The organism is Nocardia aegles (assembly GCF_052545135.1).
Map to the genome: position 1 here is coordinate 68063 of NZ_JBQWRI010000011.1, position 25523 is coordinate 93585.

Here is a 25523-nt window from a genome sequence, read left to right on the forward strand (position 1 = left end):
GGCGGTGCCCGGGGAACCCGACTGCAACCGCGGGCGGGCCCGATTCTCGGTCCAGCCGATGCGACGTTCTACCCTGATAGACGAAGTTTGTCGGGGATCGGCGACCACAAGAAGGCAGGACCGTGCAAGACACACGTGCAACCGACAGCGATGTACCTGAGCACCGGTACAACGCGGAGCTTGCCGGCCGCATCGAGCGCCGGTGGCAGCGGACGTGGGCCGAACGCGGAACCTTCCACGCACCGAACCCGGTGGGGCCGCTCGCCGGTCCTACGCCGGCCGACAAGCTGTTCATCCAGGACATGTTCCCGTACCCGTCGGGCGCGGGCCTGCACGTCGGGCATCCGCTCGGCTACATCGCCACGGATGTCTTCGCCCGCTACCACCGCATGCACGGGCGCAACGTGCTGCACGCCCTGGGCTACGACGCGTTCGGCCTGCCCGCCGAGCAGTACGCGGTGCAGACCGGCGCGCACCCGCGCGACACCACCGAGTCGAACATCGCCACGATGCAGCGCCAGCTGGACCGCCTCGGTCTCGGCCACGACCGGCGCCGCTCGTTCTCGACCACCGATCCGGAGTACTACCGCTGGACGCAGTGGATCTTCCTGCGGATCTACAACGCCTGGTACGACACGCAGGTGAACCGGGCCCGCCCGATCGCCGAGCTGGCGGCCGAGTTCGCGTCCGGCGCACGGGCCGTGCCGGACGGCAAGTCCTGGGACGCGATGCCGCCCGCCGAGCGGAACACGCTGCTGGACTCGTATCGCCTGGTGTACCAGACCGATTCGATGGTCAACTGGTGCCCCGGTCTCGGCACCGTGCTGGCCAACGAGGAAGTCACCGCCGACGGCCGCAGCGAACGCGGCAACTTCCCGGTATTCCGTAAGCACTTGCGGCAGTGGATGATGCGCATCACCGCCTACTCCGATCGGCTGGTCGACGACCTGGATCGGTTGGACTGGCCGGAGAACGTCAAGGCCATGCAGCGCAACTGGATCGGACGATCCCGGGGCGCGCAGGTGAAGTTCGACGCCGACGGCGAGCAGATCGAGGTCTTCACCACCCGGCCCGACACGCTGTTCGGCGCCACCTACGTGGTGCTCGCGCCGGAACACGAACTGGTCGACAAGCTGACCGCCGCCGCGTGGCCGGCCGGCACCGATCCCAGGTGGACCAACGAGGGTGCCGCGACACCGGCCGAGGCCGTGGCGGCCTACCGCAAGTCGATCGCGGCCAAATCGGATCTGGAGCGTCAGGAGAGCAAGGAGAAGACCGGCGTCTTCCTGGGCAATTACGCGATCAACCCGGCCAATGGCGCGGCCGTGCCGATCTTCATCGCCGACTATGTGCTCAGCGGCTACGGCACCGGCGCCATCATGGCCGTCCCCGGGCACGACCATCGCGACTGGGAATTCGCGTCCGTCCTCGGGCTGCCGATCGTCGAGGTGATCAGCGGCGGCGATCTGGAGCAGGGCGCGCACGCGGGCGAAGGCGCGCTGGTGAACTCCGATTACCTCGACGGTATGTCCGTCGAGGAGGCCAAAGCGGCGATGATCGCCCGGCTGGAGGCCGACGGCCACGGCAAGGGCACCATCCAGTACAAGCTGCGGGACTGGTTGTTCGCACGTCAGCGCTATTGGGGCGAGCCGTTCCCGATCGTGTACGACGAGCAGGGCGCGCCGCACGCGCTGCCGGAATCCATGCTGCCGGTGTTGCTGCCGGAGCTGGACGACTTCGCCCCGGTGACGTTCGATCCGGACGACGCGAATTCCGAACCCTCCCCGCCGCTGGCCAAGGCGACCGACTGGGTGGAAGTGGAACTGGATCTCGGCGACGGGCGCAAGCGCTACCGCCGCGACACCAACGTGATGCCGCAGTGGGCGGGCAGTTCCTGGTACGAGCTCCGCTACGCCGACCCGACGAACACCGAGACGTTCTGCGCGAAGGAGAACGAGGCGTACTGGCTGGGCCCGCGCGCCGAGATCGGCGGGCCGAGCGATCCGGGCGGCGTCGACCTGTACGTCGGCGGGGTCGAGCACGCGGTCCTGCACCTGCTGTATGCCCGGTTCTGGCAGAAGGTGCTGTTCGACTTGGGTGACGTGTCCGCGAGCGAGCCGTACCGGCGGCTGTTCAACCAGGGCTACATCCAGGCGCACGCCTACACCGACCCGCGCGGCGCGTACGTGCCCGCCGCCGAGGTGGTCGAGCGTGACGGCAAGTTCTTCTGGACCGACGCCACCGGCGCCGAGATCGAGGTGCGCCAAGAGTACGGCAAGATCGGCAAATCGCTGAAGAACGCCATCTCCCCGGACGAGATGTGCGATCTGTACGGCGCCGACACCTTCCGCTTCTACGAGATGGCGATGGGTCCGCTGGACACCTCGCGGCCGTGGGCGACCAAGGACGTCGTCGGCGCGCACCGGTTCCTGCAGCGCGTCTGGCGTCTGGTGGTGAACGAGGAGACCGGCGCGGTGCGGGTCACCGATGCCGCCGCGAGCGAGGAGACGCTGCGCCTGCTGCACCGGACGATCGCGGGCGTGGACGAGGATTTCGCCGCGCTGCGCGACAACACGGCGGGCGCCAAACTGATCGAGCTGACCAACCACCTGACCAAGAGCTACCCGGACGGCGCGCCGCGCTCGGTGGTGGAGCCGCTGGTGCTGATGCTGGCGCCGCTGGCCCCGCACATCGCCGAGGAACTGTGGGACCGCTTGGGCCACACCGCCTCGCTGGCGCACGGCCCCTTCCCCGTCGCCGATCCGGCACTGCTGGTACAGGAGTCGGTGGAGTACCCGATCCAGGTGAACGGCAAGGTACGCAGCCGGATTCAGGTGGCGGCCGACGCGGACAACGCGGCGATCGAGGCGGCGGCGCTGGCCGACGAGAAGATCGCCGCGCTGCTGGACGGAAAGCCGCCGCGCAAGCTGATCGTGGTGCCGGGGCGCCTGGTGAACATCGTCGCCTGACGGCGGATCAGCGCGGCGGGAGCAACACGTCGTCGAGCGTGACCATGGACAGGTTGCGCTCCTTGATGATGTCGACCAGCTGTCCGTAGCAGTGGGTGACGGCGGGCGCGTTGGCGTGCCCGATGACGATCGTCTGCGGCTGGAAGTACTGCCGCGCGCATTCGATCAGGTACTCCTCGGTGATCACACCGGAATCGGACAGTGAGCCGTACCACATGGTGGGCACGGTGTAGCCGAGGTCGGCGGCCACCCGGTCGACCGTGGCGTTGTGCCTGCCGAACGGCGGCCGAAAGTACGGGGTGCCGTCCACCCCGAAGTTCTGACGCAGGTAGGTCTTCGCCTGCTGTAGTTGCGCGGCGACCGCCGACGCGGAGAGGCTGGTCAGGTCCGGGTGATCCCAGGTGTGGTTACCGAGCTGGATCTGCCCGGATTCCACCAAGGGCCGCAACGCGTTCCGATGGATCGCCCAGGAGTCGTAGTAGGCGGTCACGAAGAAGGTGAACCGTGCGCCGGTGTCCTTGGCGAATCGGATGTAGGCGCCGACCACCTCGGGGCTGGCTCCGTCGTCCACGGTGAGCGCCATGCTGCGACCCGGCCCGGGCAGCGCGGTGATCGTACTCGCCGGGATCGGCGTCTTCGGCCCGCCGGGCGGGGGCGGCAGCAACGGCGCCGCTGGGGGCGCGGGCGGCGCCGGAACGCCGCCCGCCGAACCGCTTTCGATCGGGTCGCCCTCGGCCACCGCGCATCCGGTCAGCGCGACCGCCGCGCCCGCTGTCAGCAACGCCAGCATGCGACGTCTATCCACAACCCGATCCCTCTTGCTCGCTCGAACCTCCCCGCGACCAACCCTCGGGGGCGGGCCGGACGCTAACGAGCGAACTTGACGGGAACCTGAACCCGCATCGTCGGCCGGGCGAATGACAGGTGCGAGAGCGCGGCGGTGAGGGTCATCGGCGCGCCCGTCTTCCTCGGCGGCAAGCTGCACGCAGGCTCGGGCGCAGCCGGCCGACCAGCTCGAGGCGCTACGGGCGCAATCCGATCGGCGACGTGCACGCCGACCGCCGAAGGCACGCTTCGGCTGGGAGAGCGCCGCCGGGTGCGTCCGGATCAGTACGACCGGCACACGGCCTCGGCGGGCGCAGACAGTCGAGCGAACGCTTCGGCCGCGCGAGCGACGGTAGAAAGTCCGGAATCAGTACGGCCGGAGCACGACCTCGGTGGGATGCGCGTCACGCGGGGTGTCGATGGCAGTACGCACCGTGTACGCCACGGTCTCCGGCGTGAGGAAGTCCTCGGCCCGGTACTCGCGCCCCTCGCCCGCGATGATCGCCCGCTGCATGTCGGTGTCGATACGACCCGGATGGATCGAGGTCACCCGCAGTCGCGGCTCCTCCTGGCGCAACGCGTCACCGAAGGCGCGCAATCCGAACTTGCTCGCCGCGTAGGAGGCCCAGCCCGCGTTGGCGCGCAGGCCCGCACCCGAGTTGATCAGCACCACGTGCCCCTGGCCCGCCCGCAGCGCGGGCAGCAGCAGCCGGGTGAGTTCGGCGACCGCGATAAGGTTGGCTTCCAACGTGTTTCGCCACTGCTCGACGGTGGATTCCGCGATCGTGCCGAGATCGGCGATGCCCGCGTTGTGCACCAGCACATTGAGGTTCCGGATCGGCGCGACCGCGTCGGCGAGGGCGGCGTAATCGGTCAACTCGACCGGCCAGCCCTGCGCGGCGGGCAACTCCGCCAGGATGCCGCGCAGCGATTGCGCCGATCGCGCGCCGAGGAGCAGGTCGTGGGTCGGCGCGAGTTCCCGCGCGATCGCGGCGCCGAGGCCGCGGCCGGCGCCGGTGATCAACGCGGTGGGTTTCGTGATCGCGGCGGAAGTCATGGGCCCACCGTAACCGGCTGGGTGAAACACGAACCGGCCACGGACCGATCGGAGGGGAATGAAACGGACACCGCTGAGCGGGCATATCTGCCGGTGACATCGCAGAATAGGAAGATGGCACATCCGGGTTTCACTCCCACGCAGCTCGCGGCCCGCGCCAGCTACCTGCTGCGCGGCAACGACCTGGGCACGATGACCAGCGCGGCGCCCCGGCTGTACCCACACATGTGGAGCTGGGACGCCGCGTTCGTCGCGGTCGGGCTCGCGCCGCTGAGCGTGGAGCGGGCCGTGGTCGAGCTGGACACTCTGCTGTCCGCGCAGTGGAAGAACGGCATGATCCCGCACATCGTCTTCGCCAACGGCGTGGACGGTTACTTTCCCGGCCCGGCCCGCTGGGAGTGCCGCAAGCTGGCGGCCAACGCGCCCGACGGACCGGACACCTCGGGGATCACCCAGCCGCCTGTGCACGCCATCGCGGTGCAGCGGATCCTGGACCATTCCCGCAGGCACGGCCGCAGCACCAGGTCCGTGGCCGAGGAGTTCCTCAACCGGCGCTGGCCGGATCTGGTGCGCTGGCACCGGTGGCTGGCGCACGCCCGCGATCCCAAGGAGACCGGCCGCATCACGCTGTATCACGGCTGGGAGTCCGGGATGGACAACTCGCCGCGCTGGGATCGCGCCTACGAGCACGTGGTCCCCGGCGACCTGCCGCCCTATCGCCGCGAGGACGTGCTGGTGGTCTCCGATCCGACCCAGCGCCCCACCGACCGCGAGTACGACCGCTATCTATGGCTGGTCGAGCAGATGCGCCGAGCGGGCTACGACGACTATCAGCTCGCCTCGACCATGAGCTTCGCCGTCGAGGACGTGTTCGTCACCGGAATCTTCGCGCTGGCCTGCGAGGTGCTGGCCAATATCGGCGAGGAGTACAAGCAGCCGCACGCCGACGTGCGCGATCTCTACGCGTGGGCCGATCGGTTCCGTGCGGGAGTCGTGGCGACGACCGACGCGCGCACCGGCGCGGCCCGCGACTTCGACGTGCGGTTGCAGCGGTGGATCAACACCGAGACGCTGTCGATGTTCGCGCCGCTGCTGTGCGGCGGCCTCCCCCGCGACACCGAGCGCGCTCTGTTGCGCCTGTTCGAGGGCCCACGCTTCTGCGGTCACCCGGATCTGCGCTACGCGCTGCCGCCCTCGACTTCGCCGGTGTCCAAGGATTTCCGTTCCCGCGAGTATTGGCGTGGACCGGTGTGGCCGGTGATGAGCTGGCTGTTCTCCTGGGTCTTCGCCCGGCGCGGCTGGGCCGAGCGCTCGTTCATGCTGCGCGCCGAGGGCCTGCGCCAAGCCAGCGACGGCAGCTTCGCCGAGTACTACGAGCCGTTCACCGGCGAACCGCTGGGCAGCATGCAGCAGTCGTGGACGGCGGCGTCGGTGCTGGATTGGCTGGGGTGAGAGCTCAAAACAAGTCTGACACCCCAGCTGTCACACTGGTAACAGCCAGAGCGAATGGCTATCGTCCTCCGTCATGGACATCTGGAGGTCGACCACTCGCCGAAGCGCGGCGCTGTCACTGATCACGCTGTCCGGCTTCTTCGTCGCCACACCACCCGCGACCGCCGCGCCGACCGGTCCGGACGTCTCCTCATGGCAGCACACCGACGAAACCCTGATCGACTGGTTCGCGGTCAAGCGTTCCGGCCACAACTTCGCGATGGTCAAGGCCACCGAGGGGCTCAACTACATCAACCCGTACTTCGTTCCCGACAGTCTGCTGATGCGCGCGGCCGGACTGGCTCGTGGCACCTACCACTACGCCAGGCCCAACCTGCCGCCCGAACCGCAAGCCGCGCTGTACGCGGCGGTGGTGCTGGGCCAGAACGGCCCGCTCGATCTGCCGCCGGTGCTCGACCTGGAGAACACCGGCGGTCTCGGCCCGGCGGCGCTGATCGACTGGACCCGCCGCTACCTGAACACCGTGGAAACGCTCACTGGCCGCGCCCCGATCGTCTACACCTATCCCGTGTTCTGGCGCACCGCGATGGCCGACACCCACGAGTTCGCCGAGTACCCGCTGTGGATCGCCGACTATCGCGGCAATCCCCAACCCGAGGTCCCCGGCGGCTGGTCCACCTGGACGTTCTGGCAGACCACCGACAGCGGCACCATCCCCGGTATAGCGGGCCGTGTCGACCTCAACGTCTACAGCGGCGCCCAAGGCGATTTCGCCGGTTACGCCAATATAAGTGGCACCGGCAGTGGGTGAGAGTGAGGCCGCTACCCGCCCAGTCGGGTAGCGGCCCCACTCATGGGAACAGCCGCGGAGGGTGGCCGTGGTCGCAGGGGGCCGGGGGTGCCGCGGCTGTGGTATCAGACCCCGATGCGGCCGCCGGCCTTCTTCCAGACCGCCACGACCGAGGGGCGGGGCTGGGCCGTGCCGCCATCGGGCCAGTGCGACAACGGGTTCTCCGGAGTGGCGTCGTCGGCCTCGCCCGGATGCTGCACGCACACCATGACCCGCGCCTCGCTGACCACCGGACCGCAGGTCTCCGCACCGCGCGGGACGGTGAGGAACTGCTTGGTCTGGCCGCGATTCGGGCCGTCGAGCACCACGGAGAACAGCCCGTCGTTCGACTTCAGCGCGTTGCCGTCGGTGGCGATCCACAGGTTGCCGTACGGATCGAAGGCCAGGTTGTCCGGGCAGGAGATCGGGCTGACCTTGGACTTGTCGTAACCGGCGAAGTAGGTGTCGGCCGCCACGGGATCGCCGCAGACCAGCAGCAGCGACCAGGTGAACGTGGTGCCGGTGTGGTTGTCGTCGATCTCCAGGATCTGGCCGTTCTTGTTCAGCTTGCGCGGGTTCGCCTCGTCGGGACCCTGCTTGCCGTCCGCGCCGCGGTTGTCGTTGTTGGTCAGCGCGACGTACACCTTGCCGGTGTAGGGGTTGGCCTCGAAGTCCTCCGGGCGGTCCATCTTGGTGGCGCCCACCTTGTCGGCGGCCAGGCGGGTGAAGACCGCGACCTCTTCCGCGCTCATGCCCTCGACCAGCGACTTGCCCTTGCCGTCCGCACCGGTCTCCAGCAGCGGAATCCACTGGCCGGTGCCGGTGAAGCCCTTGTCGGACGGCTTGGCGCCGGTGCCGTCGATCTTGTCCGCGTGATCGCCCGCGAGCTTGGCGACATACAGCGTGCCCGCGTCCAGGATGGTCAGGTTGTGCCGCATGCTCGCCGCGCCGGTGCCCGGCTGGATTTTGCGCGAGGACACGAACTTGTACATGTAGTCGAACTTCTCGTCGTCACCGGTGTAGGAGACGACGTCGCCGTTCTTCGTGACATAGATGGTGGCGGCCTCGTGCTTCACCCGGCCCATCGCGCTGTGCTTGATCGGCGTGGAGTTCGGATCCCACGGGTCGACTTCGATGACGTACCCGAATCGGTTGGCCTCGTTGGGTTCCTGCCCGAGATCGAAACGCTTGTCCGCACGCTCCCACTGGTTGGTGGTCTTGCCCGCGGCGAAACCGTAGCGCTTCAGCCGCGCCGCGGCGGCCGGCTCGGTCACCTTGTCCGCGTTGGCGAAGTAGCCGTGGAAGTTCTCCTCGCCGGACAGCACGGTGCCCCACGGCGTCAGGCCGCCGGAGCAGTTGGCGAAGGTGCCCAGCACCTTGGTGCCGGTCGGATCGGCCGACGTCTTGACGAAGTCGCTGCCCGCGGCGGGACCGGTCAGCTTGAACTCGGTGCTCGCGGTGATCCTGCGGTTGTACTTGCCGAAGGTGGGAACGAGCTTGCCGGAGCCGGCTTCGCCCTTCACTTCCACCACGGTCAAACCGTGTGCGGCCATGGTGACCGCGATCTGCTCGTCGGTCGGCGCGTCCTTGTTGTAGCCGCGGAACATGTGCGGGCTGGTGGTGTACTCGTGATTCACCACCAGCAGGTAGCCGTTGGCCTGGCCCTCGATCGGCAGCAGGGCGGCGAAGTCGTTGTTGTAGCCGAACTGTTTGGCCTGCGCGGCGGCGGTCTGCTTGTCGAAATCGAAGGCGGGCGCGTCCGGGAACAGCGGATCGCCCCAGCGGATCACGACGGACTGCTCGTAGCCGTCCGGGATCACCACGGCGTCTTCCTTGTTCGGCGCGACGGCGGTGAAGTCGGTGCCGGTTCCGGGCGGGCCCGCGGGCGTGGTGGACCCCGCGGTGGTCGGCTCACTGTCGTCCCCGCAGGCGGCGAGCGCGCTGGCCGCACCGACCGCGAGCACGGCGGCGGCACCGCCCTTGATCAGTCCGCGCCGGTTCAGGGAGCTGACGATGTCGCCGAAGTAGGCGCCCGAAGAGGTGTTGGGCGCCTCGTGGAAGCACGCGTTCGCGCACTTGTATTCACAGGTCACGGCAGCGCGCGACGACTGTCCGTCGTGCTTCACGAAAAGGGCGAGTGGCTGAAGACTCACAGTGACTCCTGGGTTGGGCCGATGGCCGCACGGTAGACGATCCGGACAATCCGGAAAAGACGACCAAATGAACAACCGCCCAATTAGGTAACCCTCAAATTGCCGGACCACCAGAGCTGGAAACGGCAATGCCGCGCCGACTCGAGGATCTCGAATCGACGCGGCATGGGGTCTCGGACGGCGACTTCGTCCGGCGCACCCATCAGGCGTTCACCGAAAGGGCGATGACGACCTCGCTCTCGTTCTCGGGCAGGTAGTGCGCCCGCAGGACGCGGCCCACCTGCACCTGGCCGACGCTGGCCGGTGCCAGGAACTTCGTCACCTCGGTGGAAAAGCTCGTCCCGTCGGGCCGGGTGACGACCAGGCCGAGCTCGACCTCGGAGTGACCGTCGCGGATGGTGCCGGTGACCGACAGCGACCGCACCACCGCCTGGGTGGCGATGCCGCGCTCGGCGATGTCGAGCTTGTGCCGCGTGGTGATGCCCTTGCGGATCAGGGACTCGTTCATCGCGTGCTGCGCGGCGGAGGCGTCGCCGGACAGGTCGACCTCGACCTTGTCGGTCCGGCCGGGCAGGTAGCGCACGGGCAGCACCACCCCGGCGCGCAGCAGGGCCAGTTCGGTGAGCGGCACGATCATCCTCGCGGAAGAGTGGAAGATCTTGCCGTCCGCCCCTTCGACGCTGAACTCGACGTGGACCTGCGGCTGGTCGTTGACGGTGACGCCGGTCTGCCGTACCGATCGGACGGTGCCGAGCCCGGTCAGGCCCTCGCGGAACTCCGCGCTGTTGCGGCCGGTCAGCGCGCTCATGATGCCTTCACCGGTGAACGCGAAAACTATCGGGACCAAGGTGAGCGCGATGATCGGCAGCGCCATTTCGATGCCGAGCCAGCCCATTCCGGCGGGCTCCCATTCGCTGGTCGGGACGTAGGTGACGGCGTGGTAGACGTAGTAGCCGATCGCGGCGGCGCCGAGAGCGAGGGCGATCAGACGGATCTTCTTCATGACGTTTCCTTTGGTGATGCTGGTGATGCGAAGTTTCGGGATTCGCCGCCCCGTCATCCCGTAGCCGACCGGGATGACGGGGCGAAGCAGGACCTGCGGCGATCAGGCGCCGACGATGGACGAGCAGGCGAAGGTGATGTCGAACTTCGACGTCTTCGGCCCGGCCAGCGGGTTGGTCAGGTCGGGGGCGCCCACACCCTCGCCGGTGACCTTGTAGGTGTTGCCGTCCTTGACGACCTTCGCGGAGCCGCCCGGCATGCCGTTGCCGAAGCCCACCGCGTAGGGCAGGCCGTTGTCGCCGCCCTTGCTGCCCGCGATCGCGACCGCCTGCACGGTGTTCGCGTCGGTGATGGTCGCGCTCACCGAGAGGTTGCCGTAGGCGGCGTTGGCGGTGTCGGTCAGCGCGAGCGCCAGCGTGCCGCCCTGCTTGGCGCAGGTGGTGGTGAACTTCGCGTCGAAGGCCTTGCCGTCGACCGAAGCGACCGACTTCCCCGCCGGGGCGGCCGGCTGCGCCGAGGACGGCGCGGGCGCGGCGGGCGAGCTGCCCTTGCTGTCACCGCATCCGGTGAGCACGACCACCGCGGCGGTGGCTGCGACAGCGGCGGCGGCGATGCGGAGCGAAGTGGTGTTCATGGTGTGTCCTTGTCGTCAGCGGGGCGGCGCCCCTGGTTTCGGTTCCTCCGGCCCTCCGGTGGGGCCGTTGAGTAAAAGGTAGGAACGATTCGCGCCCTACCGATCCCAGGTTTTCCGCGTTTGCGCTGGTAGAGGACGTGTGACCGCACCGGGCGAGCTCCGGCGGACCGGATCTTCCCTCTGGAAAACCGGCTCGACACCTGGGCGGGATGGGCACGACCGGAACAAGATGCTGAATGGCACCAAGGTTATGAAGCTTGGCGCAATAATTAATTTATATGGCAAATAAGTAGCCGAATTTGGCTATTATCGTGACATGGCTGCCGATACTCTCGTGGCTGAGCTGATTTCTCTGGCGGCAGAACAGCGAGGCCTGGTCACCAGTCGACAGGCGCGGGAAGTCGCATCAGTGACCCCGCAACAGCTCAAGCGCCTCACCGACTCCGGGGTACTGGAGCGGCTTCATCATGGCCTCTATCGGCTCTCCCGTGTTCCGCACGACGAGCATCTGGAGATGCGAGTGGCGTGGCTGGCACTGAATCCGGGCCTGGTGGCGTGGCAACGCCTGGAACAGGACGTGCCCACCGGAGTGCTGTCCCATCGAACAGCCGCCGCACTGCACCGACTGGGCGATCTGGACGCCGATGTCGTGGAACTGACCGCTACCCGGCGAATCCGGCTGTCGCTGCCCGACATCACTGTCCATCGCGGCCAACTCACCCGCGATGACTGGCAGATAGTCGATGAGCTACCAGTAACCACCCCCACCCGCACTATCAGCGACCTCGCCGCGGCGGCTCTCGATTCCGGCCATCTCGCTTCGATCGTTCGGGACGCGCTCACTCGCAACCTGACGACTATCGAAGAGGTCGTCGCGGTACTGGCGCCCCACGCCTTCGGCTATGGGCATCGAGCGCTGGACGGGCATGGCTTCCTCGACGCACTCATCGTGCAAGCAGGAGTACCGGTCAACACGCTGGCGATGGCGGACATCGCGAGACGCCACTCAGAAGCTCCCGCTTTCGAATCCATCCTGCGAGCCGCCGTCGCACAACTGCGCAAGATCGATCCCGACACCTCGAGATCCCTGCGGCAGGCAGCGGAAAGCCTGAGCAAGATTGACCCGGATATCCTGGAAAGTTACCCGCGCGCAACGCAATCAGAGGAGTAGCACCGACCGATGAGCTCGTCATCGCGCTCGCCCCATGCCGTCAGAACGAGCATCACGACGCGGACCCTGGCCGGACGAATCGAGCGCCGTCCCATCCCCCGATTGGTCGACACCGACGATTTCTCGCAGGAGACCACAGCCCAGCTCTATCCGCTCGCCGACCAGATCGCCGACAAGATCTGCGCAATGTATGAGATCTACGGCGCGGTCGGTACGGAGTCAGGGCGCTACCGCGACCTGGTGGATCTCCTGTTGATCAGCGGCTTCCTCACAATCGATCTGTCCTCGACTGTCACCGCCCTCGAGCACGAAAGAGCCCTCCGCGCTATCCCTTCACTGCCCACCACCCTCGAAAGCCCCGGCTCCACCTGGCCGGCCCGGTGGGCAGCTACGGCGCGCAATAGTCCGCTCGCTGCCGACTACCACGACTTCGACGTAGCACTCGCTGCGGCGAGCTGCTGCTACAGCCGAATCCTCAGCTCGCTCCCCGCTGCTGATCACGAAGCGACGTGGAACCACGAACGAAGCACTTGGGAGAACTGATCCACGGTTTACCAATTTGCGCTGGTAGAGGGCGTTTCCTGAAAGACGAGATTTCAGCCGGGGACAGCGGCTAACTGCTACGGACGCCTGAACTCGCCAGCGTGCACGCCAGCGGTGAACGCGTCCCACTCACCGGGGGTGAACACCAGCGCCGGACCGGTCGGGTTCTTCGAGTCACGCACACCGACCATGCCGCCTCCAAGATGCGCGACCTCGACGCAATCCTTGGTCCCGCTACGGGTGCTCTTGAACCACACCGCGCCGGATAGATCAACGTTCACCGTTCATACTCCTTTGCAACCTGGAGGACGAGATTTCGGCTAGCAGCCTGGTCCAGTGCCAGGCGGTCCAGCTCGGCGGAGACTTGACGGTACTCCCGCACCTCGTCGTTTCCCTCAAGGTACAGGTCGCCGAGAAAGCCTTGGAGGTAGACCACCGGGGGCATGGTCAGGTCTGCGGTGGAGTGCCGCGGGAAATCAAGCAGGACGAAGGAACCGATCAGCAGCGCGCGGTAGATACCGGTCGATGCAGGCACAACGCGTATCGCGATATTCGCCAGCTGACCGATGTCGGCGAGGTGATGAAGCTGCGCAGTCATGACCGAGGCGCTTCCGGCAGTGCGGTGAAGGGCGGACTCGTCAACGAACACATCCATAGTGAGCGGGTTCTTCTCGGAAGTGAGCCGCGATTGGCGCTTCCGGCCGACCTCCAAGTGCCGCTCAACGTCTTCCGCGGGCTTGTTCGGGTACTCGGCCCAGATGATCGCTCGCCGGTAATCGTCGGTTAGAAGCAGGCCCGGCAAGACAATGGTCTGATACGACGTGATCCGGTTGGCGGCATCTTCTAGGCCGACGAACAGGTTGAAGTCCTTTGGGATCGTGTCGTCGGTGAATGCCTGCCACCAACCTTTCGCACCCTTGGTCTCCTTCACCAGTTCCAGGACAACCTGGGTTTCCTTCTCAGTGGCGTTGTAGAGCTGACACAGTCGCTCGATCAGGACCGGGTTGAAGCGGACGGGTTGACCGGTCTCCATCTTCCAGATCGTCGATCGAGCCGAGGCGATCGCGGTAGCCGCGGCCTCTCTGGTGATGTCGGCACGCTCGCGCAGCGTCTCCAGCTGCATGCCCAGCATGCGCCGGGCGATTGTGGAATCTGTTGCCATCTCGACCTTCCGGAGGGTGTTGCAACTCGAACAAGGATGCACCAACAACTAAAACAGCACCAGATTTTTGGAAACGTTCGTGCTGAAATCGTCGCAGCGACTCGGTCTTTGGGTGTCTCCTTGGTGGTGCGCCCGGCGGCGTGAGCAGGTGACGGCGATCTTGCGCTCACGTTCCCTACGCCGGTTCACCTCCCAGCAGGGGTGGCCGGGCCGGGCGCACCCAACCCGCCAGTCGATGTGAGTTGAGGTCTAACGATGGATGAAGGAACATTCGGGGACACACCACGGTCCCGCTGCATGTTCTATCGCAGGAATTGCGGCTTCAACGCCGTGATCGACCCACCGGAACTCGGCCGGATCGTGCTGCGCGCCGGATCGGTGTGGGCGGTGACGATGCCCAGCAGGCTGGGCCGAGCGGTGAAAGCGCACCTGCAGAGCAGCGGCGGCGCGCTCGGACCTATTGTCGGACACCCACGTTCGGACCGCTGGACATTCCTCGTGCGTCCCGACATCGAAGACGACGACGTCAAGTTGTTCGCTGAGATGTTCCGTAGGGATGTGAGCATCGCGCGAGAGGGTGCCGTGATCGCGCTTCCATCTCCCAGCCCGAACGGCTCGATCCGGCAATGGATTGTCCCGGCTCGCAATGCCTTCCTTCCGTCCGGTCTCGCTGTCATCGCTGCCGTGCGGGCATGGTCCGCGGTAGCGCGATGATGGCTGTACTCATCGCATTCGGGGTCTTCTCATGGCTTGCGCTCTGTTTCTCCGTGAGCACGGCGATCCTGGAGGACCGCGTCACCCGCACGGAAAAGCTCTATTTGGAGCGGGCGGCGAGCAGACCGCTTCCATCCGACTCCGATATCGAGCGCATGTGTGACCTCACCGAGCCTCGCCGCGATCCGTGGGTCCGCGCGGAGCTGATTCCGGCTCAGCCGCTGCCGCTCGGAAGCGTGACAGCAATACACATATAACTCCGCAGTTCTGCCGCGGCTCCGCGCCGCCGTTTCGTGGGAGGTGTTCGAAAACGATGGTGGCCGACGGCGATGCCGACACCCAAGCCGAGTCGAGCGAACCGTGTTACGACACCAACGTCCTCGCCTACAAAATCCGGAAATCGGAGGGTGCCGGGGGTGTACCGGCCGGTACCTCCGCCCGCAATGGCTCTGCCATTCGGGGCGATCACCAACCGGCCCACACCCGAGAGCAGATGTCACCACACCCGGAGCAACCGGACGTGCGCCTGGCGGTGGTGATCGACGGACACCGGCTGGACTTCGCGGCCTGCCTCACCTCCGCACTATGGTTCCTCCAGGAGCAGTACCAGCGCCGATTCGTCGACTCCGTAGAGGTGATCCCCGGCGACACGACCGGCTTACGGCGGTTGCCGAACGAGAGACTGTACGACGGGCCGTGAACCACTTACGTGTACCTGGACCTCAGGTTGGTTGCGGTTCAGACGACAGATGGACGGTCCAGGCTCGAGTGGAGCGGACGGCCCTGCTCGGCGAACCGCCGCGCCAACTCGTTGCGGGCGTACGCGCCGCCTTCCGGGTGATCTATGCAGAAGCGACCTTCGGCGCGCGTAAGCAGTTTGACGTTGACCAGCCGGATCGATGACAGGGGGCCGGTGACCGTGTCCGGGATCTCGGCGTCGGTCAACCCGATCATCACCACCGCCCCGTGCTCGCTGTCGATGTAGGTGTCCGGCGCGTCGGGCAGCTCCACGTGTGGCAGTGCCATGGTGACCACACCGTATTGCGTGAGTCTGTCGGTGAACTGGAATCCGAGGTGGGCCGCCTGATTCGACACGTCCATCACCAGCCTGCCCAACCAGGACCCCGCGACGGTCATCGTGTCGCTGTCGACCGGCAGATCGTCGGCGATCGCATACACCTCGAGTTCGAAGCCGTTGGTGGGCTCGTCGTCGTCCCATGCGGTTGGGTCGGCCAGACCGCTGCTGGCCAGCAGGATCGCGTCGGTGCGTCGAGTGATCGAGTGCGCCTGACGCAGAGCGGGCCAGGCAGGTCCACCCATGAAGGCCGGGTTGATCAACGGTGCGATGACGTCCTGATCGATGCGACCCCACGACGTCCACGCCGATTCGATCGCCGCCCAGGTAGCGGTGTCGAATGCTTCGTCCAGCTCTGTATCACTCACGGGCACACCCTAATCGCCGTGCCCGGCAACGTATGGCATCGAGCAGTAGCTCGGGCCACTCAGGGTGTCCTTCCCGCGCCTGGATACTGAATTTGTGCAGCTAGGCGAACTGCGGTCCGCAGTGAACCTGATTCGCTGCGCGGGTCTCCAGCGCCGCTCGATGAACGAGTCGTTATCGGTCGGGTCGGCAGGCTGTATCGGTGTCCGGAAGTCGGCCGTACATGAGGTATTCGATGACTGCGGAGGTGGCGCAGGTGCTGGTGGTGGGGATCGAGCCTGGTAAGCCATTGGGCATGGTTTGTGGCAGGACCAGGTGATGCTGTGTGCCGGGGACTGTGACGAGCCGGGAATCAGGGATAGCGGCGTGTGCAGCTCGAGCTCCGGAGATCGGTGTTACCGGATCCTTCTCGTTGCTGATCAGCAGGGCGGATGTGATGTGATCGAGAGGTGCTGGGTTCGGGTCGTGGTGTGGTTCGGGCCAGAAGGCGCAGGCCGCGGTGAAACCCATGCCGAGGTAGGTCAGCGGCGCTTGGGCCGCGAGTTGTTGTGCGGTGGCGACGACCTCGTCGAGGTCGTGGCTCCAGCCAGCGTCGTTGCAGTTGCGTGCGGTCCACCAGCCGACTCGGGAGCCGGCCTGGACGAGATCTCCATTGAACTCGTCGGTCAGTGGCGGTAGGCGAAAGGTCACGGCTGTGTTCAGCTGTGCGGCGAGAGACGGGCTATCCATCGCGGCGCGCAGGGTGAGTAACTTCCGCTCCAATACCTCATACGGTCCGTTGCCGACACTGAAGAGGACTGTGTTCAAGTCGTTTCCGCTGAAGGTTCGATCGAGGGGCAGCGCGAGGGGGTGGGCCGTCAGGTCGGCACGCATCCGCGTGATCGCGACGAGGACGGCCTCAGGACTTTCTCCGAAAGGTGTGCCGCGGGTGGCGAGCCACGGGGCGAACGCGTCCTCGATCGTCCGCTGCTGGTGCAGGACGCGGTCTCGGTGCGCGTCGGCGAGGGAGCGGGCCGGATCGATGCTCGAGTCGAGCACCAGCCGGTCGATATGGCCGGGGAACGTGCGCGCCAACTCCAGCCCGAGCGCCGTCCCCTGGGAGGCGCCGAGGTAGCTCCACTTCGGCGCGCCCAGCAGTGACCGCACCAGATCCAGGTCCCGCACCGTCTGCCAGTAGTCGACAGCACCGAGGACAGTGCTGCCGGTCGGCGTCCGCGCCGACCGCTGCACGCAAGACTGGATCCATGCTTTGGCCTGCGACAGCTGTCGGTGTACCGAAGCCGGCGAGAAATCGAGGATGTCGGCGTCGTCGTTGCGGCCGGTCGCCAGCAGCTGCGGATCGCCGGAACTGTTCGCGTCACAGTCGGCCGCGGTGCTGGACAGGCTTGTGCCGCGCGGGTCGAATCCGATGAGGTCATAGGAGTCACGTAGCTCCGGAATAGCGGTGGCCCACTGGATGGGATTGAGCAGGGTGCCGGCTCCGGGGCCTCCAGGACTCGTCAGCAGGGGACGTCTCATGCCTCGTCCCGGCAGCCGCGAAATCTCGAAACTTACGGTCGGCCCTGCTGCGGGATCCGACCAATCCAGCGGCGTCTGCACGCTCGCGCACTGCAACCCGTCGAGCAGCGGCGTACGCGCCGCCGCCCATACCTCGCCATCCAGGAAGTCCTGAAGCCCTGTTTCGCCACACGGCTTCCAGGCCAGACTCTGATCCGCGATGGCCGCGGGCACCGGTGCGGATTCACTCGGATCGGCTGTGCGGGCCAGCGGTGTCGGACCGAATTCGAGGTTGTAGCTGCCACTTTCGGCGGCCGCGTACCCGCCCGAAAGACTCAGCGCGAAAACCAGAATAGATATCCGGGACACTGGCCCCACCGAACGCCGCACAGGCAACTCCCCTCGTCTCGCGACAGACCGTAGCCGACCTAACCGGCTCGATGACGAGTCGCCACTGCTGTCAGGCAACTACTTCCGCACCATCCGACAGTACGAGAGCAGCGCCACCAAACGCTGCGAGTTACACGCAGGGCCTCCGGGAGTGTGACCCGCCCGGTTGAATTGGACGAATCGGACGGCGATCCGCCATGATGCGTCAAGTTTAGTTCCACATGTGTTGACAGAGGAAAGTGCTCGATGAAGTTCATGGGTAAGGCCGTCGGAGCGGTCGCGGCGATGGGTCTTGCGGTAGCCGGATCGGTAATCGGTGCCGGCGCGGCGAATGCGGCTGGTCTCTACGGCGCGATCGCGTTCAGTGTCGAGGACTGGAGCTACGCCACCAGTATCGATGCGCCGAGCCGCGCCCAAGCCATCGACGAGGCGCTCGCCACGTGCAGTCAGGACGGCGTCTCCGACTGCGAGATCCTGGTCGAATGGTCGAACGGATGCGGCGCGCTCGTCTACACCGACAACGCGGTGGGCACCGGATCGGGCCGCACCCCCTCGGCCGCACTGTCCGGTGCCTACAGCAGCCTCGCCGACTACTACCCGCCGGCGCTTTTGGCCAAGGTCGGTTCCGCGGACAAGTCGGGGACGAAGATCAGCGAGGTGCTCTGCACCGCCAACGCGTACTGACCCAGTCGCCTCGGCGTCAACAGGTCTTGGTCAGCGAGTGATTGTCCAAGCCGCACGCAATCTTCCGTGCGGCGCAATCACCGACTCGCCCACACCCGAGAGCAGGCGTCGTCGCACCGGGAGCAGCTGGATGTGTGCCTGGCGGTGGCGATCGACGGGGCACCGGCTCCGGATTTCGCCGCCTGCCTCGGACATGACGAACGTAGGGATGTCCGGCCACTCGCTCGGTGGCTCGACCACGGTCCAAGCGTTGCACGGCGAACCCCAGATACCGACCGCAGCTGTTGATGCGCCTGATGCACGCGGCCGTCAGCGCAGTCGCTGTGACAAGTCGCCGCCCGGCCGAAATCGTTCTCGCAAAGTCCAAATTGAAGGGCGACGCGGCCGATATCAGCGATTACTACCCGATTTCGCGCGGATGCTCCTCAACCCCGGCCAACCGGCGGCTGTTTCACCTGCCCTGGTTGGCGATGAACCCCTGTACGGCGTCGAGGAATTCCGGCCCGCCCATGGCGTATCCGCCGATGGTTCCACCGATCAGCGCACCCAGAGGGATGCTGACTCCCCATACCAGGATCACACACGCCCCGAGGAGGCCGCCCACGATGGCGCCGGTGACGACGCCGGGGAGGTTCTTGTTGATCTGCTCCTTGAGCCGGTCGTAGGAGCTGATGTCCTTCGGTTGCGTGTTGTCTTCTGCCGTCGGGGTCGGTGTCGAGGTCAGGGTGTGGCCGTCCGCACCGATGTGCTGCGCGATCGCGATGGAATGCCCGTCGACGGCGTACTGTCGCGGCACTTCGGTCACCGCCGCTCCGTCGCCGGACTCGAGCACCACCGCACCGTTGCGCGCGAGCTCGAACCGACCGTTCTCGACGGTGGTGGTAACGACTCGGTCGACTGGCGAAACGGTGATCTGGTAGGTGATTCCGTGATCCACACCGGAGATCGTGTCTCCCGCGGTCACCGCAGTCGGCTGCTCCGTGGCGACCGGCTCCGCATGGGCGGTTGCCGCGGTGATACCCACGGCCGAGACGGCCAGGAAAACGGCAGCGCGGATTTTCTCGAACTGCATTCTTCGAATCCCTCCACTCAGCTGCCCCGGATGGGCGGACCGAGTCAGACCTTAGGCGCCGAATGCAAGGGTGTGTGGTACGCCACACACGCCGGGACGAAGTCGCGGCAAATACACTGCACGCATGCGACGACCGCGCGCCATGGTGCTCGATGAGGTGTGGCGCAGGTTCGAGGGCGTCGAACCGCTCAGCGGCCCGCACGGAGGCCCGCTGCGCCGGACGGTGAAACTCGTGCTCGACCCGTTGGTGATCCGGCCGGTGCAGCATCCGTTGTGCGCGGGGCCGATCCTGACGGCCGACGGCGCGGTGCTGCTGGAGGCGCGCATTCAGGCCGCGGCCGACGTGCTGCGTGCGACGGCGGCCTGGTTCACGGTGCTCAAGCAGGTGCGGCGGACGCTGCGGATCACCGAGGGGCACCCGCAGGATCTGTACTTCCAACGCTGTTTCGAGCTGGCGACCACCTCGGGTATGCCGAATCCGGCGCGAGCGCGCGCAGTCGCTGAGGACGCGTTGCGCGAGATTCACGAATACACCGCGGGACGCACCACGCAGGCGCTGAAGGAATACCTCACCGATCACGACCGGGAACGGGAGCTGGCCGGCCTGCTCGAGCTGGCCTGGCGGCGGCGTCCGCTCACCGGCCCGCCGGGCGGCGACCACGACGCGGAGGTGGACGCGCTGCTGGAGGCGTGCGCCGCGGCGCGGCGCGGCACGGACGCCGACGGACAGCAGACCCTGGACCGGCTGGTCGCGGCCCATGCCGGTACGCACACGGGAATCCGGCTGTGGCAGGACGCATCCGCCCAAGAATTAGGACTGACCGAGCATCCGGTGCCGCTGCGCCCCGCGATCGGTTCTTCGGCCTCGAAATCGACCCTCGGGCTTCCGTTCGATCGGACCGTGTACGAGCGGGTGTTCACCGTGCTGCAGGCGTCCACCGAGCGCGCGGAGTTGCCGCCGATCCCCGAGCTGGTCGGCGCCGAGATCGCCCGCAGCTGCGCACCGTGGGCACTGCTGGAGGAGTCCCTGCGCGTGACAGCGACGGCGGGGACCGCGCTGGCGACCGGTTTGGCGCCCATCGAACATCGCCGCGCACCGGCGACGGGCGGGCCGCAGCTGCACCTGGCCGAAACGGCTACGGAGCCAAGACGATCCACGGCGCATCAGGTAGTCAACAGCCGTTGGCGACGCGAAGCCTACGTGTTGCAGGCGCGGCGGCTGGTGGTGGTGCCGGCCGAGCCGCCGACCGGTCCATTGGCCGCCATCGCCGCCGAGCTGCGCACGCCGTGGCAGCCGTACCTGCGGCGTTTGTGGGTCCGTCTGCACGGCAGGGATGTCCGGGAGTTCGCCGTCCACGATCCGGACGAGCTGTGGGATCTGCTCGACGGTGTGGCGCGTTCGGTGATCCTGGACCATCGCACGCGGGTCAAGCGGGCGTTGAGTGTGCGGGCGAACGCGGGTGAGCCGGACGCGGCGGAATCGAAGGCGAGCTGATGAGCACCACCGTACGCGTCAGCCGCCGCGACGGCCTGTGGATCATCGCGCCGCAGGACGCTCCGACCGTCGTGGACGACGCGGCCGGGGTGGACGTGCTGGTGCTCGAGGTTTCGGGCGGGCACTTGACCTGGAGCCTGCTCAGCGGGCAGGTGACCCCGGCGGCGGTGCTCGACGACCTCGTCCTCGCCCAGGAGTGGATCTGGGCGGTGTACGGCCCGGAGGTGGCCGTCGCTGTCGACGAGGCGGACGAAGGGGAGTATCCGGCCGAACCAGCGCTGCCCGAGCTCACCGCGCGTGCCTGGCGGCTCGGTTACGCCCGTTGGGCGGCACGCTGGTGGCCCGCGTCGACGCTGGACGGCATCGCGCCGCTGGACGAAGACCTGCTGGAAGACGAGATAGCCACACTGAGCGAGGAATGCGACCTGATCGTCGACGGCGCCGACGCGGCTGCCGACGAACGCTCGACCACCGCAACACTCGGCCGCGCGGAGGACTACGCGCTGGCCGCCGGACCGGCCACCGTCGTCGCGCCCGGCGCTCTCGTCCTGGCCCGGGGCACCGAAGGCTGGGACTGGCAGCGCTGCCCACCCGGCCTGCTGGACGCCTCGGAACGCGCCGTGTCCTGGGAAGTGGTGCGCGCGGCCGGGACCACGATCGTGCGGGTGAGCGCGGTCGCCGCTCCACTCGCACCGGCGGACATCCCCGCACATCTGCATCCCCGTGCCGGAATCCGCACTCCGGCCGACGCCGCCGACGTGCCCTTGACGCGCGATGGTGAGCTCTGGCGGGCCGAGACCACGGCCCCGGCCGGTGCGGAAGCGGGCGTGACCGTGCACATCTACGTCCCGGGCGTCGGCGTGGACGAGCAGGAGCCGGACGCGGCCACCCGGCGCACGCGGATTCGCGACCTCGTCACGGCGCGGCTGAACCGCTCGGACGACACCGCCGGCGATCCCGTCGACGCGCTCCTGCTGGCGGAAATCGCTGCCGCCGGTTCGGAGTCGGATTTCTGATATGGCCGAGGACACGCCGGACGACGGCCGGGAACTGCTCGCCGCGGGCGCCGCCGCGTACACCCGCGGCGACCCGGCCGAGGCGAAACGCCTGTTCGAGGACGCCGCCGAACGAACCACCGGCGATATCCGGCTGGGCGCGATCATCAACGCCGCGAGCATGGCCGACGAACTCGGCGACCACGCCGCCTCGCTCGCGCTCTACCGTTCGGCGCTGGCCGAGATGCCCGAGCACGCACCGCGATTGCGCCCGAACGCCCTGGTCAACATGTCGCAGGCGCTTCAGCATCTGGGCGATCTCGACGCGGCGCAGGCGGCGCTGGAGCAGGCACGCGCGTTACTCGCCGACAACACCGACACCGATCTCGGTGTACTGCGGGTGGCGTGCCTGCTCTCGCTGACCGCCGTCGCGTTGCACCGGCAGAACTGGGCCTACGCCGCCGATCTGGCCACCGAATCGCTGTCGGCCGCACGGCGTTTCGCGCCGCAGCTGGCCGGTCATCCGTTGCTGAATCTCGCCGCGACCTACTTCGAGACCGGCCGCCACGACCTGGCCGTCGATTTAGCGCGGCAAGCGCTGGCCGCGTTCGAGTCCGCGGGCGATCGCAACGCGGTCGCCGAGACCGAACAGAATCTCGCCATCATGCTCGTTCGCCTCGAGCGGTACGACGAGGCGCAGGCGCCGTTGCGATCCAGTCAGGCGTATTTCGAGCAGGCCGGGCTGGGCCACCGGGCCGGGGTCGGCCTCAAGACCATGGGATTTCTCGCCGAAGGCCGCGGCGATCTGGCGGGCGCCCGAGAACTCTACGAGCGGAGCCTGGCGTATTTCGTCGCGTCCGGAGCCGTACTCGACGCCGCCGACCTGCGCATTCGTTCCGCCACCGTGGCGTTCAAGTCCGGACGATCCGGCGAATGCGAGCAGCTGCTCGCCGCGGCGTTCACGATCTACGCCGAGCGTGGCCTCGGCCTGCACTGCGCCCAGCTCGATTTCTGGCACGCGACGCTGCTGGAGGGCGCGATCGACGCGACCGATTCGCCGCCCGCGCAGCTGCTCGCGCACGCCGTGGGGATCGCCGTTCCCGCCGCCCTGGCTATCGACGCCGTGCGCCACACGTTGCCGAACGGCACCCAGCGCGAGCAGTGGAACCGGCAGATCGCCGACCCCGCGATGCGGTTGGCGTTCCGCTTCGCCTACCTCTGCGGCAACGGCGTCCTCGTCGCCGATTTGGTCGAAACACAGTGCGCCGGCACGAGTTTGGCGCTCGATCGCACCGAACGGGTAACTCCCACCCGGCTTCCGCTCGAGCTGCCGGACCCGCCGGAGGACTTCACCGATCATCCCGGCAGCGCCGCCCTGCAACTGGGCGCCGCCCTGGCCGGGGTCGCCGCCGGAGCGGGCCTGCCGGTCGCTCCGCCGCCGCGGCTGGCCCTGGCCGCGGAAGGCCGGATCGCGCTCGAGCCGTTCATCGCCGCGGCCGAGCAGCGCTACGGCCGCGTGATCCGCGACGATCGGGTGCTGACGGTATGACGCGACCGACGGTGCTGGTCCGCATGGCGGACGCGGGAGACATCTACGTGTCGTGGCGATGGGTCGACGAAAGCGCTCCCCGCGGCGTGGGAGTGCTTCCGGTGGACGAGGCGACGCGGGCGGTCGGACTGCTCGCCGCCGCGCTACCGCGTCCCGCCGAGCCCGGCGGCCTCGAGCGCGCGCTCACCACCGGCGCGTTCGCCGACTACGAGCGGGAGTATGCCGTCGCACAGGCGCTTTCCCGAGCCCTGCTGCCCTACGGCCTGGCCGCACAGCTGTATGAACTGTGGCAGCGCGGCGTGCGCCCGCATATCCGGCTACAACCCGCACCGCGTGTCGCCCAGGTGCCGTGGGAACTCATCGCGCCGGATCGCGATGTCCGGCTGATCGACATCGCCGACGTCAGCCTGCTCGCTCCGGCGAGCGTCGTGCAAGCGCCCGGACGAATCGCGCGCACCTGGACGGAGACCGCGGCGCATCCGGTCGTCGCGGTGCTCGATCCGCGCATTCCCGGCTTCCGCGCCGATTCGACGCTCGGCTCGGTGCTGGGCCGGATGACTCCCGAAGCCCCGCTCGCGCGGCGGATGGCGAGTTACGCAGGCAACGACCGCCTGCGGCCCGCGGTAGCGAACCCGGTCGAAGCCTTCCGGCGTACGGATGTCGATCGCGAGTGGCTCGGCTCTGTCCTGCGCGCGGGCGCGAGCCGCTTGCTCTACGTCGGGCACGTCACCGCCGCGGCGCCCGAATCCGGTCGCAGCGAGGACGCCGAATTACACCTCGCCTGTACCGCCGACACCATCGGCTTCGCCGAACCATCCCGCACCCACCGGCCGCTTTCGGCCAAAGACCTGCTGCTGGGCACGCACACCATCGATCCGGAACCGGTTGCCGGACCGCGACTGTGGCCGATGCCGAGCCGGGTCGCGCTGATCGCCTGTGAGAGCGGTGGCGACCTGCGGTTCAGCGAGGCGCTCGGCTTGACCGCCGCGATGATCACCGGCGGCGCGGAACTGGTCACCGCCGGCCGGTGGCCGCTGCCCACCGATTTCGCCTTCCAGCGCATCGCGGGCGCACCCGCGCGGGCCCTCCCGCTGCAAGAAGCCGTCTGTGCCATCGATGACGCGCACGAACAACCCGACCCGGTGACCGCCATCTCCGCATGGCAGCGCGACCGTCTCGCCGCGTGGCGCGATTCCGGCCGGATCGAGCATTCCCCCGTGCTCTGGGCAGCCTTCGCCACCGTGTGCGCCTGAACCGGGCAAACCATGCCGAATGGTCTCCATATAGCGGTCTACGTGCACCGATTCCGCGCTGATCGCGCGAAAACGGGTAACGCAACTAGCGCGCAAACCGACACCCAGCTTCGACCGTGTGGATAAGCTCGAACGCCGTCAGCCATCACGATTCGCGATCAGGAGAAGTAGCAACACCAGTCGGACACCCGCCTCGACCGGCTTCTGAGGAGCTCATCACAATGCGCTACTACGCCGTCTACGACAACGACGGAAATCTCGCCACCATCCTTGGACAACCCGACGACGCGCCGCCGCTGCGCCCCGCCGCCTTCCACCGGGGGCAACAGCTCACCGAACTGTCGCTACCGGAAGGGACCCTGGACCCCGCCGACCCGGACAACCTGACCGCGCTGCTCGACCTGGTCGCCGGCAGGCGCGTCGATGCCACGGCCGGCGGCACCGACACGCGCGCCTGCCGCTAGCCCGGGCTCGTCACACCCGTGAGAGCGGCCACCGGGATGACCCGGGGCGTCTCATCTCGTGTTCTGCGAAGAACGGGTATGTGTGCTTCAGCATCGCCCAGGTGCGGGCGCGGCCGTCGCCGGTCAACGGGGTGGCCGGCGCCGGATGATCACTGTGTCCACCTCGACGTCC

General features: G+C 67.6%; 23 protein-coding genes. 13 read left to right on the plus strand and 10 right to left on the minus strand.

Annotated features, from left to right (window positions below; genetic code table 11):
• The first annotated feature begins 122 nt into the window (after positions 1-122).
• The gene (gene leuS, locus ACT89H_RS25100; RefSeq protein ID WP_445111113.1) at positions 123-2969 is read left to right on the plus strand and encodes a leucine--tRNA ligase; all 2847 of its coding nucleotides are present in this window, start codon (positions 123-125) and stop codon (positions 2967-2969) included.
• Positions 2970-2976: 7 nt separating this feature from the next.
• On the opposite strand, the gene ACT89H_RS25105 is transcribed toward leuS, so the two are convergent.
• Together ACT89H_RS25105 and ACT89H_RS25110 are read right to left on the minus strand one after the other, a co-directional pair.
• Positions 2977-3759, minus strand: coding sequence for a polysaccharide deacetylase family protein (locus ACT89H_RS25105; protein WP_445111206.1), 783 nt, complete (start codon positions 3757-3759; stop codon positions 2977-2979).
• 402 nt (positions 3760-4161) lie between these two features.
• Positions 4162-4851 carry an SDR family oxidoreductase gene (locus ACT89H_RS25110; RefSeq protein ID WP_445111114.1) on the minus strand — a complete coding sequence of 230 codons (690 nt, stop codon included), beginning with the start codon at positions 4849-4851 and terminating at the stop codon, positions 4162-4164.
• A gap of 114 nt (positions 4852-4965) precedes the next feature.
• Between ACT89H_RS25110 and ggh the strand changes: the two genes are divergently transcribed.
• A complete protein-coding gene (gene ggh, locus ACT89H_RS25115; protein WP_445111115.1) occupies positions 4966-6303 on the plus strand; it encodes a glucosylglycerate hydrolase in 1338 nt (445 codons plus the stop codon).
• 73 nt (positions 6304-6376) lie between these two features.
• Entirely contained in the window at positions 6377-7114 is a 738-nt protein-coding gene (locus ACT89H_RS25120; RefSeq protein ID WP_445111116.1) for a glycoside hydrolase family 25 protein, read from the plus strand.
• Positions 7115-7218: 104 nt separating this feature from the next.
• On the opposite strand, the gene ACT89H_RS25125 is transcribed toward ACT89H_RS25120, so the two are convergent.
• The 3 genes from ACT89H_RS25125 to ACT89H_RS25135 form a co-directional block, all read right to left on the minus strand.
• Entirely contained in the window at positions 7219-9285 is a 2067-nt protein-coding gene (locus ACT89H_RS25125) for a PhoX family protein (protein ID WP_445111117.1), read from the minus strand.
• 202 nt (positions 9286-9487) lie between these two features.
• On the minus strand, positions 9488-10288 hold the full coding sequence (locus tag ACT89H_RS25130) for a hypothetical protein (protein WP_445111118.1): 801 nt from the start codon (positions 10286-10288) through the stop codon (positions 9488-9490).
• 102 nt (positions 10289-10390) lie between these two features.
• Positions 10391-10921, minus strand: a complete 531-nt coding sequence (locus ACT89H_RS25135; RefSeq protein WP_445111119.1) for a lipoprotein LpqH — start codon at positions 10919-10921, stop codon at positions 10391-10393.
• A gap of 316 nt (positions 10922-11237) precedes the next feature.
• Here ACT89H_RS25135 and ACT89H_RS25140 point away from each other — a divergent pair, with 316 nt between their 5' ends.
• Together ACT89H_RS25140 and ACT89H_RS25145 are read left to right on the plus strand one after the other, a co-directional pair.
• Positions 11238-12092: a type IV toxin-antitoxin system AbiEi family antitoxin domain-containing protein gene (locus tag ACT89H_RS25140; protein ID WP_445111120.1), complete on the plus strand. Its 855-nt coding sequence runs from the start codon at positions 11238-11240 to the stop codon at positions 12090-12092.
• Positions 12093-12101: 9 nt separating this feature from the next.
• Positions 12102-12635, plus strand: a complete 534-nt coding sequence (locus ACT89H_RS25145) for a nucleotidyl transferase AbiEii/AbiGii toxin family protein (protein ID WP_445111121.1) — start codon at positions 12102-12104, stop codon at positions 12633-12635.
• A gap of 77 nt (positions 12636-12712) precedes the next feature.
• On the opposite strand, the gene ACT89H_RS25150 is transcribed toward ACT89H_RS25145, so the two are convergent.
• Entirely contained in the window at positions 12713-12916 is a 204-nt protein-coding gene (locus tag ACT89H_RS25150) for a DUF397 domain-containing protein (RefSeq protein WP_445111122.1), read from the minus strand.
• A complete protein-coding gene (locus ACT89H_RS25155) occupies positions 12913-13797 on the minus strand; it encodes a helix-turn-helix domain-containing protein (protein WP_445111123.1) in 885 nt (294 codons plus the stop codon). The genes ACT89H_RS25150 and ACT89H_RS25155 overlap by 4 nt, the downstream gene beginning before the upstream one ends.
• A gap of 297 nt (positions 13798-14094) precedes the next feature.
• On the opposite strand from ACT89H_RS25155, the gene ACT89H_RS25160 reads away from it, so the two are divergent.
• Positions 14095-14511 carry a DNA-directed RNA polymerase subunit beta gene (locus ACT89H_RS25160; RefSeq protein ID WP_445111124.1) on the plus strand — a complete coding sequence of 139 codons (417 nt, stop codon included), beginning with the start codon at positions 14095-14097 and terminating at the stop codon, positions 14509-14511.
• 313 nt (positions 14512-14824) lie between these two features.
• On the plus strand, positions 14825-15211 hold the full coding sequence (locus tag ACT89H_RS25165; protein WP_445111125.1) for a hypothetical protein: 387 nt from the start codon (positions 14825-14827) through the stop codon (positions 15209-15211).
• 38 nt (positions 15212-15249) lie between these two features.
• Here ACT89H_RS25165 and ACT89H_RS25170 read toward each other — a convergent pair whose 3' ends face one another.
• Together ACT89H_RS25170 and ACT89H_RS25175 are read right to left on the minus strand one after the other, a co-directional pair.
• Positions 15250-15954 carry a hypothetical protein gene (locus ACT89H_RS25170; RefSeq protein ID WP_445111126.1) on the minus strand — a complete coding sequence of 235 codons (705 nt, stop codon included), beginning with the start codon at positions 15952-15954 and terminating at the stop codon, positions 15250-15252.
• Between the two features lie 172 nt (positions 15955-16126).
• Positions 16127-17818, minus strand: a complete 1692-nt coding sequence (locus ACT89H_RS25175) for an alpha/beta fold hydrolase (protein ID WP_445111127.1) — start codon at positions 17816-17818, stop codon at positions 16127-16129.
• Positions 17819-18085: 267 nt separating this feature from the next.
• Between ACT89H_RS25175 and ACT89H_RS25180 the strand changes: the two genes are divergently transcribed.
• Positions 18086-18523 (plus strand): DUF4189 domain-containing protein, encoded by a 438-nt coding sequence (locus tag ACT89H_RS25180; RefSeq protein ID WP_445111128.1) that lies wholly within the window; start codon positions 18086-18088, stop codon positions 18521-18523.
• Positions 18524-18974: 451 nt separating this feature from the next.
• Here the strand turns inward: ACT89H_RS25180 and ACT89H_RS25185 are convergent, their stop codons facing one another.
• On the minus strand, positions 18975-19595 hold the full coding sequence (locus tag ACT89H_RS25185; protein WP_445111129.1) for a DUF8020 domain-containing protein: 621 nt from the start codon (positions 19593-19595) through the stop codon (positions 18975-18977).
• Positions 19596-19737: 142 nt separating this feature from the next.
• Between ACT89H_RS25185 and ACT89H_RS25190 the strand changes: the two genes are divergently transcribed.
• The 5 genes from ACT89H_RS25190 (at position 19738) to ACT89H_RS25210 (ending at position 25351) form a co-directional block, all read left to right on the plus strand.
• On the plus strand, positions 19738-21090 hold the full coding sequence (locus ACT89H_RS25190; protein ID WP_445111207.1) for a hypothetical protein: 1353 nt from the start codon (positions 19738-19740) through the stop codon (positions 21088-21090).
• Positions 21090-22106 (plus strand): hypothetical protein, encoded by a 1017-nt coding sequence (locus tag ACT89H_RS25195; protein WP_445111130.1) that lies wholly within the window; start codon positions 21090-21092, stop codon positions 22104-22106. Before ACT89H_RS25190 ends, ACT89H_RS25195 begins: the two co-directional genes overlap by 1 nt.
• A gap of 1 nt (position 22107) precedes the next feature.
• Positions 22108-23634 (plus strand): tetratricopeptide repeat protein, encoded by a 1527-nt coding sequence (locus ACT89H_RS25200; RefSeq protein WP_445111131.1) that lies wholly within the window; start codon positions 22108-22110, stop codon positions 23632-23634.
• Positions 23631-24887, plus strand: a complete 1257-nt coding sequence (locus ACT89H_RS25205; protein WP_445111132.1) for a CHAT domain-containing protein — start codon at positions 23631-23633, stop codon at positions 24885-24887. The genes ACT89H_RS25200 and ACT89H_RS25205 overlap by 4 nt, the downstream gene beginning before the upstream one ends.
• 221 nt (positions 24888-25108) lie before the next feature.
• Positions 25109-25351 (plus strand): hypothetical protein, encoded by a 243-nt coding sequence (locus ACT89H_RS25210; RefSeq protein ID WP_445111133.1) that lies wholly within the window; start codon positions 25109-25111, stop codon positions 25349-25351.
• Positions 25352-25523: the final 172 nt, after the last annotated feature.

Bases quoted from the DNA above. Each gene is read 5' to 3' on its own strand.
- ACT89H_RS25165 (WP_445111125.1), top strand. From the start codon at position 14,825: ATGGTGGCCGACGGCGATGCCGACACCCAAGCCGAGTCGAGCGAACCG.
- ACT89H_RS25210 (WP_445111133.1), top strand. From the start codon at position 25,109: ATGCGCTACTACGCCGTCTACGACAACGACGGAAATCTCGCCACCATC.
- ACT89H_RS25120 (WP_445111116.1), top strand. From the start codon at position 6,377: ATGGACATCTGGAGGTCGACCACTCGCCGAAGCGCGGCGCTGTCACTG.
- ACT89H_RS25200 (WP_445111131.1), top strand. From the start codon at position 22,108: ATGGCCGAGGACACGCCGGACGACGGCCGGGAACTGCTCGCCGCGGGC.
- ACT89H_RS25160 (WP_445111124.1), top strand. From the start codon at position 14,095: ATGTTCTATCGCAGGAATTGCGGCTTCAACGCCGTGATCGACCCACCG.
- ACT89H_RS25140 (WP_445111120.1), top strand. From the start codon at position 11,238: ATGGCTGCCGATACTCTCGTGGCTGAGCTGATTTCTCTGGCGGCAGAA.
- ACT89H_RS25105 (WP_445111206.1), bottom strand. From the start codon at position 3,759: ATGCTGGCGTTGCTGACAGCGGGCGCGGCGGTCGCGCTGACCGGATGC.
- ACT89H_RS25190 (WP_445111207.1), top strand. From the start codon at position 19,738: ATGGTGCTCGATGAGGTGTGGCGCAGGTTCGAGGGCGTCGAACCGCTC.
- ACT89H_RS25195 (WP_445111130.1), top strand. From the start codon at position 21,090: ATGAGCACCACCGTACGCGTCAGCCGCCGCGACGGCCTGTGGATCATC.
- ACT89H_RS25180 (WP_445111128.1), top strand. From the start codon at position 18,086: ATGAAGTTCATGGGTAAGGCCGTCGGAGCGGTCGCGGCGATGGGTCTT.
- ACT89H_RS25145 (WP_445111121.1), top strand. From the start codon at position 12,102: ATGAGCTCGTCATCGCGCTCGCCCCATGCCGTCAGAACGAGCATCACG.
- ACT89H_RS25110 (WP_445111114.1), bottom strand. From the start codon at position 4,851: ATGACTTCCGCCGCGATCACGAAACCCACCGCGTTGATCACCGGCGCC.
- ACT89H_RS25185 (WP_445111129.1), bottom strand. From the start codon at position 19,595: ATGCAGTTCGAGAAAATCCGCGCTGCCGTTTTCCTGGCCGTCTCGGCC.
- ACT89H_RS25135 (WP_445111119.1), bottom strand. From the start codon at position 10,921: ATGAACACCACTTCGCTCCGCATCGCCGCCGCCGCTGTCGCAGCCACC.
- ACT89H_RS25155 (WP_445111123.1), bottom strand. From the start codon at position 13,797: ATGGCAACAGATTCCACAATCGCCCGGCGCATGCTGGGCATGCAGCTG.
- ACT89H_RS25205 (WP_445111132.1), top strand. From the start codon at position 23,631: ATGACGCGACCGACGGTGCTGGTCCGCATGGCGGACGCGGGAGACATC.
- ggh (WP_445111115.1), top strand. From the start codon at position 4,966: ATGGCACATCCGGGTTTCACTCCCACGCAGCTCGCGGCCCGCGCCAGC.
- ACT89H_RS25130 (WP_445111118.1), bottom strand. From the start codon at position 10,288: ATGAAGAAGATCCGTCTGATCGCCCTCGCTCTCGGCGCCGCCGCGATC.